Source organism: Bacillus sp. G402 (assembly GCF_051172515.1).
GTDB classification, from domain to species: domain Bacteria; phylum Bacillota; class Bacilli; order Bacillales; family Bacillaceae; genus Bacillus; species Bacillus altitudinis.
In genome coordinates, this window is sequence record NZ_JBPIZC010000005.1 from 142094 (window position 1) to 155319 (window position 13226).

The window sequence follows — 13226 nt, forward strand, 5'->3', positions numbered from 1 at the left end:
TTTTTGATCTCTTATAATAGGGTTTATTATAAACAAAGATTTCGGAATTGTCACGAAAAAATTCTTTATTACCCAAACGCTTTTAAGCGATAAAGTATTATGTGTAAGATTATAGCATACTTTTGATGCAAGTAAACCTTTTTTATAAAAAAAACGTCAGCTATCGCTGACGTTTCAGCGGGTAGACAAACCCTCGCATTCTTTGTCAGTCCTGCGCGCTGGTACTCACGAATGACAAATTCGCTCCGTGCCAGTGCTCGTCCTTCCTAGACTGCAAAGGTTTTCTATCACGCTGAAAAGAAGACAAAGGGCTAAAATAAAATTCATTTTAGCCCTTTGTCCACAATCTTGAACGTCAGCAATCGCTGACGTTTTTCTACATGTTATGTTCAAGCGCTTCTTTTGTAATGCTTGAGTGAGAAGCATGCCACTTTACTTTGCCATCGCTAAAGATGAGTGCCTGCGGGCTTTCGTGCTTGATCCCTGACTTTTCAGTCACATAGGATGAAAGCTCTCTTGTGTTTTGAATTTGCAAGAAATAAGCAGGAACATCCTCATGTTCTGACGCAAACGCTTCAAACTCTTGAAAAGCAGCTTGGCTAATTGGACATGTCAAACTGTGCTTAAAAAAGACAAAGGTTCCGTCTTGATTCGTTAGTTGATCAAACTGTTCTTCTGTTTCTATGAGTTGTTTAGACATGATGTGCTCCTTCCTAACTTAAGCAGCGAGTTAGCCTTTCGTAGATTGTTCTACTTTTGCTTTGACATCTTTGATGCCGTCTTCAATGTCTGCTTTTGCTTCTTGTGCTCTTACTTTTGCTTCATCTGCTACATCTGAAGCTTCATTTGCAATGTTTGCTGCAGCATCTTCTGCTTCGCTTTTTACTTGTTTAGCTTTTCCAGCTGTACGATCTTTTATGTCTTTTACTTTGTCTAAAATCTGGTTTGACTGCTCTGCTACGAGCTGAGACAATTCAGATGTTTTGTCTTTCGCAATCGTCACATATTCAGTGCCTTTTTCCTTTGCATCTGTTGTGAGACGATCTGTTTTTTCTTTTAGGGCATTCGCTTGGGTGTTCAAATCATCGCGAAGCTCTTTCCCTGACTTTGGTGCTAAAAATAATGCCGTTGTTGCACCGATAATGCCACCGATAAGTGTTCCGATCAAAAAGTCTTTGCTATTGATTCCGTCTTTGCTCATGATTATTCCTCCTATGCGAAAATGGTTGATTATTGTTGTTTACGCTGTTTCCATTTTTTATAGATTTCAAGTGCTGCGTTACTCCAGCTTACCACATCCGTGACTTTCTCTTGATTTCGTTCAACGGATGAAGAAACCGCACCAGCTGCCTGCTTTATGCTTGTATTAAATTGGTTGATCGAGCCACCAATTCCCTGCACCGCATCCACAACTGTGTTAAGTTTTGCCGATTTGTCTTGAATATCTTCAGCAAGCTGATTGGTCTTATGTAGCAACTGTGCTGTCTCTGTGGTGATGCCTTGCATCTGTCCTTCAAGACCTTCTAAAGTTGATGCGACATTCTTTAATGTCAGCTGTAAGGATTTCAATGTTTTGGACAAGTAGATGACAAGAATGAGGAAAGCGATTGCGATGAGTGCAACGCTTAAATAGAGAATAATAATCATCTGATACCTCCTTTGCTGCGGGCATATTCAATTCAATACCCTCTCGTTGTATCATTCAAACATCGCCTAGAATGACCGATTGAATAATAATTCTACACTTATTCGCCAATTCCTGTCCACAGCGAACGAAAAAAAGCGGCACATCTTGTCACATTTAGCCCCTTTGTCACATTTTATTCAAAATAAAAAAGCGCCGATTGAATCGGCACTTTTTGACAGGCAATTATACTGCGACTTTCTCATAAGCACGAAGATACTTTTGAATATCTCCTGCTCCCATAAAGACCAAGATCGCATTTTCATGTGTTTTCAGCACAGATGTCTCTTCTTCTTCAATCAATTGGGCTTGCGGAATTTTTTCCCGCAAATCTTCAATGCTTAGTTTCCCAATGTTTTCACGAGCTGAACCGAAAATATCACAGAGGTATACATAGTCTGCTTTTTTCAGACTGTCCGCAAATTCACTTAAAAATTGCTGTGTACGAGTGAAAGTGTGCGGCTGGAAGACTGCTACAATATCACGGTCTGGATACTTTTGGCGAGCTGCTTCGATCGTGACTTCAATTTCAGTCGGATGGTGCGCATAGTCGTCAATTAAGACTTGTTCACCGACTACTTTTTCATTAAAGCGTCGTTTCACACCGCCAAATGTCGTTAAAGCACCTTTGATGAGCTCTACATCAATGGCCTCATAGTGGCATAATGCAATGACCGCTAATGAGTTAAGGACATTGTGGTTTCCGTAAGCAGGAATGTAGAAGGTATCATAAAACGTATTACGTACAAATACATCAAATGTGGTGCCTTCTGTGTTTTTCACAACATTTCGTGCTTGGAAATCATTTTCTTCATTGAATCCGTAGTACACAACAGGTACTTTTGCTTGGATCTTGAGCAGATGCTCGTCATCACCGCAAGCGATGATGGCTTTTTTCACTTGAAGTGCCATGTTTTGAAACGCATCGAACACGTCATCAATATCCGTGAAATAATCAGGGTGATCAAAATCAATATTGGTCATGATCGCATAGTCTGGATGGTAGCTGAGGAAATGTCTGCGGTATTCGCACGCTTCAAATACAAAATACTCGCTGTTTTCTTTCCCCATTCCAGATCCATCACCGATTAAGTAGGAAGTTGGTTTTGCCGCTTGCATCACATGTGCAAGCAGACCTGTTGTCGATGTTTTACCATGAGCACCCGTAATTGCAACGTTTGTGAATGAATCCATGTATTCTCCAAGAAATTTATGATAACGAATAACAGGAATCCCTTCAGAAAGAGCACGCTCAATCTCAGGGTGTGTATCTGGGAATGCATTTCCTGCAATCACCGTCATCCCTGGCTGAATATTACCTGGGTCAAATGGAAGAATTTTAATATTTCGTTCTTCTAATGCTTTTTGTGTAAAGATATGTTTTTCGATATCCGATCCTTGGACAGTATACCCAGTATCATGAAGAATTTGGGCCAGTGGACTCATACCTGTCCCTTTTATTCCAACAAAATGATAAACAGTCATAATTGTACCTCCAACAAACGTCTATCTGACTTACAGTATATGACGCTCATTTCAATTTGCAACTTGTGATTTTTGTCTCTAGCTGATCACAAATCGCAGCTCCAAATAAAGATTTTTTTCCGATCTTCCTATTCTAATCAATATTAACTATGATTAGTATCCGACAACTTTCCCATTTCTAACACCTGCTTTCGCTCATTTTCATTAAAAAGCGTTCAGACAGGCATGCGAAAAGCGTCCAATTCAAAAATTGCACCTATGTGCTATCATACCATGTTTATCAAAAAAATGAAGTGGTTTGTTTAGATCAATTGTTCTAAGTCACTCAGTGTCATGAGGACCTCTCTTGGCTTACTGCCTTTTGCCCCAGAGATCATTCCTTCACGTTCCATCATATCAATCAATCTTGCTGCTCGATTGTAGCCAATTCTAAATCTTCTTTGCAAACTGGATGTACTTGCACTATTTTGCTCGATGGCGAACCGGCATGCGTCCATAAACAATTCATCTTCGTCTGTAATGGCAGAGCCTTGGAGCATCAATTCTTCCTGTTCAAAAAGGAACACAGGTTTGCGCTGTTTTCTCACATGCGCTACCACTTCATCAATCTCTCGATCTGATACAAAGTTTCCTTGTAGCCTTGTCGGTTTGCCAGAGCCATTTTCTAAGAACAGCATGTCTCCTTTTCCGAGAAGCTTTTCAGCACCTGCCATATCAATGATCGTTCTTGAATCCACTTGGCTTGAAACAGAGAAAGCAATTCTTGTTGGGATGTTTGCTTTAATAAGGCCTGTAATGACATCAACAGAAGGTCTTTGCGTCGCAATGAGTAAGTGAATCCCGCATGCTCTTGCTTTTTGGGCAATTCGGCAAATGCTTTCTTCGACTTCATTTGGTGCGACCATCATTAAATCAGCCAGCTCATCAATGACAACGACGAGATATGGCAGTTTTTCACCCATTTGTTTTTCTTTCACCAGTTCGTTAAATCGTTTGATTTCTCTCACACCAGAGTGTGCAAACAGTTCGTAGCGTCTTTCCATTTCATCTACTACCCATTTCAAGGCGGCTGTCGCTGTCTTGGCATCGGTAATGACTGGGCTCACAAGATGCGGAATGTGATTATACGGCGCCAGTTCAACCATTTTAGGGTCGATTAACAGCATTTTCACTTCATCAGGTGAGGCTTTAAACATCAGGCTTACGAGAATGGTATTAATACAGACACTTTTCCCTGAACCTGTTGCTCCGGCAATTAAGCCGTGCGGCATTTTTTGCAAATCAACCACAACGGGCTGACCGGAAATATCCAATCCGAGTGCCGCCGTTAATGGAGATGGATTGTCTCTGAAGGCACTGCTTCTGATCATTTCTCTTAAGAAAACCATTTTACTGTGAAGGTTCGGCACTTCGATTCCAATCGTGTTCTTCCCAGGAATTGGCGCTTCGATTCGAATATCTTTTGCAGACAAACTGAGTTTGATATCATCTGACAGGTTTGTAATTTTGTTCACTTTCACGCCTGGTTCAGGATGCACTTCAAATCTTGTAACAGAAGGACCTTGTGTCACATGAACAACACTTGCTCTGACATTGAAATTTTTCAGTGTGGCATTGAGCAGTTCTGCCCGTTCTTTCACCCATGTTCCGTCCTCTTCTTTTTGTGCTGGCGGAACGTCTAGAAGAGCTAAACTCGGAAATACATAGCCTTGTGCATCTGCCGTTTTCTTCTGTCCTTGCACGCGCTGATCACTTTTTAACATCATGACGTTAAAAGGAACGGTGGAGGTTTGACCGCTTGAGCGCTTTGGCTGTGGAGAAGACGGTTTTGGTTCTTCACGTTTTATTTCAGGCGTTTCTTTAGGTGTTTCCTCAAGCTCTTCTGCCATATCCCCGGCGATCTCTGCTTGTCCAGAGTCAGCAAATTCATCTGATGCTTCTTCAACTGGCATGACTTCATCATCTGTTAATTTTTCTTCCGGCAGGGAATCATCATCTTGCGAATCTTGTATGATCACCGGTTCTTCTTGTTCAAATGCTACCGCTGACACGTCTACTTGACTTTCTTCTATCCGTGCAGCCTCTGCTCTTTCCTCCATAGCCTCTATGTTCTTCTCTTCCAGCATCGCAGTTTCTTCTACTGGGCTTTCTATCTCCATGTCGAGTGCTGGTGATGGGCTTTCAGCTGTTTCAAATGTAAAGCTCTCTTTTTTCTGAGCATCATCTTCAAGCGGAATCATCGGCTCTTCTTGTTCAATGGTGACTGCCTGTTCTTGCTCCATCTCTAGAGGCTCGTTAGATGCTTCAGCTTGCTCCATATGTAAGAATGCTTCCCGATCGTCTTTGGTCTGTGACAAAGCTTGATCTTGATCCTCTGTCTCACTGAAAGGCTCGTCATATAAACGTTCCATCGTTGATTGAACGTGATCTTGATAAGCGAGTTCCTCTTGCAAAGTAAGCGGCGTCGTGACAGGTTGCTTCTCTCCTTGTTCTGCTGTTTGGGCTGACATCATGTCTTCCAACCGTTGTTCTTTTCGTATAGACGGGATGTTCATTTGCTGTCTTACATTCCGTTCACGCTCTGCTTCTTCTGATAACAGTGTGACACGCTGTGACGTTTCTTCTGCCGATTTCATTTTGACAGAAGATGTGTCTTCTTTGGCTGCTGCATGTTTTGGACGCATATCCTGGTGGTAGCCATAGATCGGTGAAGGGATTTGCTCTGGTTTAAAAGGCTTTTTATTGAGATCAGGCTGCACCGTTTGTTTTGGCTGATAGGTCGTCTGCTTTGCCTTTGGCTGACTTGGCCGCGTGCGCCTTCTTTCTTGCTGCTTTGCTGCCTCACGTGCAGGTTCATCTGGAACGAGAGGAAAGCGGAAATTGCCTTTTGGATATTCATAATACACTTTCGTATCTTCAACTTTTTTATATTCTTTATGCTGTTCAACAGCTGGCTGCTTTGGTGCAATCGGACCTGTTTCAGGCCTCTCAGCTTTTTCTTCTTTTTTTTCTTCTCCTAAAAATACACTAAAAAATTTATCTAACCAACTCATCATTTATCACTCACTTTAACTCCCCTTACGTTTTCTTGGGCGATTTTTAGTATACCATTGCTTTTTCATGCAGAAAAGCGAGAAAAGTGCTACGCTTTGCTGTTCATGCTGTCTGTAGATGAAAAAAAGTCACTAAGTACGTACTTAGTGACTTTTGGTATAACACATTCTTCGCTCATTTGTACCCGTTTATGGGAGGTTACGCTTCAAATGGTTCGCCAGCTTGGTGGCTTCCTTCTAGAACAAGGATTCCTTTTTCAGCAGGCGCATTCGGAAGATCTAATTCTTTTGCAGAACAAATCATTCCGCTTGAAGGAACACCTCTTAGTTCAGCATCTTTGATCACCAAACCGCTCGGCATCACAGCACCGACCTTTGCAACCACAACATATTGACCTTGATCAACGTTTGGTGCACCGCACACGATTTGTAAGGTTTCATCGCCAACATCTACTTGGCAAATGTTCAGTTTATCTGCATTCGGATGTTTTTCTTTTTCCTTCACATAACCGACCACAAACTTAGGTGATAGATCAACTGTTAATGTTTCACTGACACCGTTGCGGTTCAAAATTTCATTGATATCTTGAACAAGCGTTTCAGAAAGCGGTACAGATCCGTTTTCTTCAATTTTCATGTAAGTAGATGCATTGAAAATATTAAAACCTGTTGTTTCTTTTGTGTCTTGATTGAAGATTCTTACGACATCTCCAAACGTTTCATGACCTACTTCTTCTCTTGTTACATCTTTCAATGAAATAAGGAGTGTGTCGCCGACACCTTCTGCATTATAAAAAACGTTCATTCTTCAAAATTCCCTTCTACTGCTGTTTTGGTCTGCTTTTTGCAAGAATAAAGATCGGTTCAAGCTTGCCTTCGTCATATAAAAATGACAAGGCCGTAATCGGAACCGTGCCGCTGGCGAAGAAGCTCATCGACATTTGCCCTAAAATATCATAGCCTGATTCATTGCGTACATCTGCAATGATGAACACATCTTGATGGGGAACGGAAATAGCCATTTGCCCCTCTACTTTTTGCGCGTATTCTTGTAAAATCGATTCATTTAATATTCTGCTTGCATCGTACCCGTCGTTTGCACGGAAGAAATAAAAACGGTTGCCCGCCACTTCATCCATTTTCACGACAGTCTTTAGTGAACGGACGTTAAAACTTGCGGTTTCTCTGATTCGTTCTTTTGTCCAGTTTTCCTTTTGCAGCATCTTCTCGTCAATTAATCTGTAGGTGCTTCCAAGGTCAAGTGCATAGTAGATTCTTGTCTCTGCTGTATGCTCATCAAAAACGAGCGGAATCTCATCACTCGATGTTTCTGGAAAGGACGTTGAACGAATGACCGGATAAATATGCTTCTCTTTACCTGAGATGTGCTGCGCTTCACCTTTCATAGCGCTGAGCGCTTCTTTCACATAATAAACGATCTCATCCAGTGTTTCATCAGGCTTTACTTCCCACTTTGCAATAATCGGCGGGAGCTCAAGCGTGATGCCCTTTCCTGTATGTTTATCTTCCACACGAAGCGTATCTTTTTCCCTGTCAAACTGGTGGGTCCAGCTGTCGTTCGTCAGACGGCTTTTCAATTGATTGGCAAGCTGTCTTGATGTCATTTTCGCCATGATAAGACTCTCCTTTCGTTATTTAGAAAGAGAATCTGTTAAAAATGCTTCAATCTCTTCCTTTGTCTTACGATCTTTGCTGACAAAACGGTTGATCTCTTGTCCGTTTTTAAAGACTAAAAAGCTTGGAATTCCGTAAATTTCCCACTCTGCACAAGTGTCGATGAACTGATCTCTATCCACATAGAAGTATTCAAATTCTGGATAGTTTGCTTCAAGCTCTGGCAAAAACGGCTCAATAAATGTGCAGTCCGGGCACCAGTCAGCTGAAAATAGTAATACGGTTAAGTCTTCTTGAATCACTTTTTGTAATTCTTCGTTTGATTCAATTTTTTTCATGTTTGATTCCTCCAGTTTGTATACTTAAATCTCCGAATTGTATATAGCCTTTCTTTCTCATCCATTCTGATACTACCAAACTAATCACTGCCGGGCCAACGATATGCAAGAGAGCAATAGCGAGGAAAACGGAAGGATGAAATCCCATGACTGTGAGTGTCATGAGCTGGCCGACAAGACCGCTCGTTCCCATACCCGCTCCTGCCGCATTATTGACCATCCCAAAGCCAATGATACCAATTGGCGCAAGAATCAGTCCTGCAATCGTCGGCGGAATGAGAATGAGCGGATTTTTCACAATGTTCGACAGCTGTAGTTTTGATGTTCCAATGCCTACCGCAGCAAGACCGCCAAAACGATTTTCTCTAAATCCTGCAGCAGCAAAGCCGACCATCTGAGCGCAGCAGCCAATCGTTGCTGCACCAGCAGCAAGACCGCTTAAATCAAGCATCAGCGCAAGCGCAGCGCTTGAAATCGGTGAGCTAAGAGCAAGTCCAACAATGGTTGCAACCAGCATGCCCATGATGAGTGGACTTTGATCAGTCCCCCATACGATCAGCCTGCCGAGCCCTGTCATCACCGCCTGAATCCCAGGGCCGATGAAAGCAGCGGTGAGAAAACCTGTGATAATGGTCACAAGCGGCGTTAAAATAATATCAATTCTTGTCTCACCACTGAGCAGTTTGCCTAATTCCACACCAATGAGAGAAGCCACGAAGCTTCCAGCGGGTCCCCCAAGCTCTGCTCCAGCGGCACCTGAAACAACACTTGCGAAAATAATTAAAGGAGAAGCGTTTAAGCGATAAGCAACCGCTACGCCAATTGCTGGTCCCATCAGCCCCATAGCGAGCGTTCCCATTTCCACGATGAGAGGAAATGATAACAGGCCGCCTGCTGTTTTTAAAATCAGCCCTACCACTAATGTAGCAAATAGACCTAAAGCCATATAAGAGAGTGCATCAATAAAATACACCTTTGGCGAAAGGGAAATACCCTTTCTTTTTAAATAAGTCATCAACGTCGTCTTCCTGCTTTCTCATAGGAAAGACGAAGAGGCCTGTCCTTCCCATTATATGTAGTCTTCTTACGATGAAAAATAGTCTCTACCATGAATATCATAATCATATTTTTTTTGCTTTATCAAGCACTTCTTGTGTAACATGAAAAGAAACAGGGCAAACCTTTACTAAGTTTGTGCACAAGGAGGAGATTGTTATGCAATTAACGGTTTATTTAGCTGGAGAAATTCATAGCCAGTGGCGCGATGAAATTAAGGAAAAAAGCCAGTCGTTGAAACTACCAGTAACGTTTGTTGGTCCAATGGAGAATCATGACCGATCAGATAACATCGGAGAAGATATTTTAGGCGGGCAGCCAAATGCCATCTTGAAAGACGATGCGGCTTCTGATTTGAACAATTTCCGCACCGAACTATTATTAAATAAGGCAGACGTTGTCATCGCCCGCTTTGGTGAGAAATATAAACAGTGGAACACGGCAATGGATGCTTCTTCTGCCATCGCCAAAGGGAAACCCCTTATTTTGATTCGTCCTAAAGAATTACATCATCCCCTAAAGGAATTATCAAACAAAGCAAATATCACTGTCGAAACAGTGAATCAAGCGATTAAGGCGTTGTCATACGTGTTTGAACAGGAATAAGAAAAAGGCTGTGCTCTTAATGAGGCAGCCTTTTTCTTATCGTTTACACTTGTTGATAAATCGAATCCACCGTGCTTTGATCACAATTTTTCACAAGACGAACAATTAATTCTTTTGCCGCTGCATAATCATCCACATGCAAGACAGAGTGACTTGTATGAATGTAACGCGCACATACACCAATAACAGCAGACGGTACACCTTGATTTGAGATATGAACACGTCCAGCATCCGTACCGCCTGGCGATACGAAATATTGATATGGAATATTGTTTGTTTCGGCTGTATCGAGGACAAATTCTCTCATGCCTCGGTGCGTAATCATCGTGCGATCATAAATACGAAGAAGTGCACCTTTTCCAAGCTGGCCAAATTGTGATTTGTCTCCCGTCACATCATTTGCAGGACTCGCATCTAGAGCAAAGAACAGATCCGGTTTAATCATATTCGCAGCTACCTCAGCCCCTCTGAGCCCTACTTCCTCTTGGACGGTTGCGCCTGAATATAGCTGACATGAAAGAGCTTCGTCTTTTAATTCTTTCAATAATTCAATGGCAAGTCCGCACCCATAGCGGTTATCCCAAGCTTTGGCTAAAATCTTTTTCGGATTGGCCATTGGGGTAAAGACCGTTGCAGGAACGATTTGCTGCCCTGGGCGAACGCCAAGCTCTTTCGCTTCTTCTTCACTGTCTGCACCAATATCAATCAGCATATCTGACGGTTTTACTGGTTTGCTTTTTTGTTCTGGTGTCAGAAGGTGCGGAGGTGTGCTCGATACAACGCCCGGAATTGGCCCGTGATCCGTATGAACATCCACTCGCTGCGCAAGCATCACTTGACTCCACCAGCCGCCAAGTGTTTGAAAACGAATCATTCCATTTTTCGTAATGGATGACACCATAAAGCCGACTTCATCCATATGACCAGCCACCATAATCTTCGGCGCGTTCTCTGGGCCTTTGCGGACACCAAACACTCCGCCAAGACGATCCTGAATGAGTTCATCGGAATATTTCTCAAGTTCCTTTTTCATAAAAGCACGCACATGGTGCTCATTACCTGGAGTCCCTTGTAATTCTGTTAAATTTCGGAAAAGCGACATTGTTTCTTCGTTCATTTGACAGTTACCCTCATTTCTATGTAATGACCATATAAATTCCTATAAAAATAACACTCACTTTATACTATAAGAATTCTTTCGGTTTTCCAAGTATCTCTCCAGAAATTTTGAATATGCTTTCAAGTATTCGGATTTCTTAACATCGCTGGACAAGTTTTGTATAATGGAAAAAACAGCAATACGGAGGTGCAGCACGTTGAAGTTAAAACATGTTCTGATTGGTGCGAGTATTGGCGTAGCCGCTGCAATTGTTGCAAAGAAAGTCTTTTTCCCGACGTATATCTCGTCTGAAAAAGCGTTAAAAATTGTGAAATCTGCTTTTAAACAGCGCGGCCCGATTGATGGCTCTTGGATTTATACTGTACCAGAACCGTATACCGTAAATGGTGAAACGATTGATGTGTACAAATCTGGTATTACACGCTCCGCCTTTGGCGAGCTTGAACAGTATGAAGTCATGATTGATGCAAAAACAGGCATGATCGTTGATGTCATTGATTCTGTTGCTTAATAAGAAAGCTTCGCAAAGACAAGTCCTTGCGAAGCTTTTTTTAGATGGCTTTGATTTTTTTGTATACAGGGTGCCACATGGCGTCTTGCACAGCCTGAATGAGATCATCAGGGGTTTCTTCCGCAATTCCTTCGTCAATCGCTGCTTGTGCCACACGGACAGCCACTGTCGCTGAAACTGTTCTGAGCTGATCAACACTTGGAAGCATCGCAGCACCCGGTTTTCCGACATTGACCATGCTCGCAATCGCTTCAGCACTCGCAACAAACATGCTGTCTGTCATGAGGCGGGCTTTACACACAATCGTTCCAAGACCAAGCCCTGGAAACACAAGGGCATTATTTGCCTGCCCAATTTCATATGTCACACCGCCATATTCAACGGGATCAAACGGGCTTCCCGTTGTGACAAGCGCACGTCCTTCTGTCCACTCAATGAGATCTTCCGGCTTTGCCTCTGAAAGAGGTGTCGGGTTTGACATCGGTAAAATCGCTGGCCGCTCTACATGTGACGCCATTTCTTTCACTATTTCCTCTGTAAATGCCCCACCTACAGTTGAGGTACCAATTAAGATCGTAGGTTTCGCCTGCTTCACGACCTCTAACAAATCAATTGAATGCTTTGGACCATTACGTGCATAATCCTTCACTTCATCAGAACGTCTTGCATACGGCTTTTGGAATGGCTGAATGTCAGGTGAATCATCTGTGAGCAGTCCCGTTTTATCAATACACCAGAAATGATCATATGATTCCTCTTCTTTGACACCATCTCGCACGATGGCATCACGAATTTGCTCGGCTATACCAATCCCTGCTGTACCTGCTCCAAAGATCACGATTCGGTGATCTTTCAGCGGAACCTTCGATGCTTTTGCACAAGCCAGAACGGCAGCAAGTGAGACGGCTCCAGTTCCTTGAATATCATCATTAAATGTACAAATACGGTCCTTATATTTTTCCAAAATGGCGCGCGCATTTTTTGTACCGAAGTCTTCCCAGTGAAGAAGTGCATTTGGAAAAGTCGCACGGGCAAGCTCAACATATTGATCAATAAACTGATCATAGCGCTCTCCTCGAACGCGGGAGTGCTGATTTCCCACATAAAGCGGATCATTTAAAAGGCTTTCCTGGTTGGTTCCAGCATCAAGCACCACTGCCAGCACACGGCTAGGATCAATACCTGCTGCGGCTGTATAAACAGCCAGCTTCCCGACTGAAATGGCGATTCCGCCTACACCCCAGTCGCCGATGCCTAAAATTCCTTCTGCATCTGTTGCGACAATGAGATCAATTGATTCATCCACTCCGTAAGATGCAAAAATTTCTTTCATTCCTTCTAGGTCATCAATGGATAAATAAATTCCTCTTGGCTTTCTATACTCGTGGCTGTAACGCTGAATCGCTGTTCCTACGGTCGGTGTGTAAACAATCGGCAGCATTTCTGCCAAATGCTCATTTAATAATTTATAAAAGAGCACTTCATTTCTGTCATGAAGCGCAGTTAAATAAACATTTTTCCCAAGTGCGTCTGGCTGTGCTTTGAACTGTTCATATGCACGCTTTGCTTGATCTTCTAGTGTTAACACCTTCGGCGGCAGAAATCCCTTTAACCCAAGCTCTTCCCGCTCTTCCTTTGTAAATGCGACCCCTTTGTTTAAATAAGGGACAGACATGACTTCGATCCCTCTTAACGGTGTCTCGATGACATCACCATGTACACGATAAAATTGATTCAC

13 protein-coding genes are annotated in these 13226 nt (G+C 42.7%); 2 read left to right on the forward strand and 11 right to left on the reverse strand.

The window, feature by feature from the left end; genetic code table 11:
- Window positions 1–376 precede the first annotated feature (376 nt).
- The 9 genes from ytxJ to ACSBQP_RS17820 form a co-directional block, all read right to left on the reverse strand.
- A complete protein-coding gene (ytxJ, locus tag ACSBQP_RS17780; protein WP_041507651.1) occupies window positions 377–700 on the reverse strand; it encodes a bacillithiol system redox-active protein YtxJ in 324 nt (107 codons plus the stop codon).
- Between the two features lie 30 nt (window positions 701–730).
- On the reverse strand, window positions 731–1201 hold the full coding sequence (locus ACSBQP_RS17785) for a YtxH domain-containing protein (protein ID WP_017358316.1): 471 nt from the start codon (window positions 1199–1201) through the stop codon (window positions 731–733).
- Window positions 1202–1230: 29 nt separating this feature from the next.
- Window positions 1231–1647 carry a DUF948 domain-containing protein gene (locus ACSBQP_RS17790; RefSeq protein ID WP_017367864.1) on the reverse strand — a complete coding sequence of 139 codons (417 nt, stop codon included), beginning with the start codon at window positions 1645–1647 and terminating at the stop codon, window positions 1231–1233.
- A gap of 223 nt (window positions 1648–1870) precedes the next feature.
- Window positions 1871–3169 (reverse strand): UDP-N-acetylmuramate--L-alanine ligase, encoded by a 1299-nt coding sequence (murC, locus tag ACSBQP_RS17795; protein WP_076822439.1) that lies wholly within the window; start codon window positions 3167–3169, stop codon window positions 1871–1873.
- A gap of 302 nt (window positions 3170–3471) precedes the next feature.
- Complete coding sequence (locus ACSBQP_RS17800; RefSeq protein WP_435028681.1) at window positions 3472–6225, reverse strand: DNA translocase FtsK; 2754 nt, start codon at window positions 6223–6225, stop codon at window positions 3472–3474.
- A 196-nt stretch (window positions 6226–6421) separates the two neighbouring features.
- Window positions 6422–7027, reverse strand: coding sequence for a YtpR family tRNA-binding protein (gene ytpR, locus ACSBQP_RS17805; protein WP_035702057.1), 606 nt, complete (start codon window positions 7025–7027; stop codon window positions 6422–6424).
- A 16-nt stretch (window positions 7028–7043) separates the two neighbouring features.
- Window positions 7044–7856, reverse strand: coding sequence for a DUF1444 domain-containing protein (locus ACSBQP_RS17810; RefSeq protein ID WP_008343044.1), 813 nt, complete (start codon window positions 7854–7856; stop codon window positions 7044–7046).
- 18 nt (window positions 7857–7874) lie between these two features.
- Window positions 7875–8195, reverse strand: coding sequence for a thioredoxin family protein (locus tag ACSBQP_RS17815; protein WP_003217665.1), 321 nt, complete (start codon window positions 8193–8195; stop codon window positions 7875–7877).
- Entirely contained in the window at window positions 8182–9210 is a 1029-nt protein-coding gene (locus tag ACSBQP_RS17820; RefSeq protein WP_435028682.1) for a PTS transporter subunit IIC, read from the reverse strand. Before ACSBQP_RS17820 ends, ACSBQP_RS17815 begins: the two co-directional genes overlap by 14 nt.
- Window positions 9211–9410: 200 nt before the next feature.
- Between ACSBQP_RS17820 and ACSBQP_RS17825 the strand changes: the two genes are divergently transcribed.
- On the forward strand, window positions 9411–9857 hold the full coding sequence (locus tag ACSBQP_RS17825) for a YtoQ family protein (RefSeq protein WP_007501817.1): 447 nt from the start codon (window positions 9411–9413) through the stop codon (window positions 9855–9857).
- Window positions 9858–9900: 43 nt separating this feature from the next.
- On the opposite strand, the gene ACSBQP_RS17830 is transcribed toward ACSBQP_RS17825, so the two are convergent.
- On the reverse strand, window positions 9901–10974 hold the full coding sequence (locus ACSBQP_RS17830; RefSeq protein WP_035391095.1) for a M42 family metallopeptidase: 1074 nt from the start codon (window positions 10972–10974) through the stop codon (window positions 9901–9903).
- Between the two features lie 199 nt (window positions 10975–11173).
- Between ACSBQP_RS17830 and ACSBQP_RS17835 the strand changes: the two genes are divergently transcribed.
- Window positions 11174–11488, forward strand: coding sequence for a PepSY domain-containing protein (locus tag ACSBQP_RS17835; RefSeq protein WP_003217759.1), 315 nt, complete (start codon window positions 11174–11176; stop codon window positions 11486–11488).
- A gap of 40 nt (window positions 11489–11528) precedes the next feature.
- On the opposite strand, the gene ACSBQP_RS17840 is transcribed toward ACSBQP_RS17835, so the two are convergent.
- Entirely contained in the window at window positions 11529–13226 is a 1698-nt protein-coding gene (locus ACSBQP_RS17840) for an NAD-dependent malic enzyme (protein WP_435028684.1), read from the reverse strand.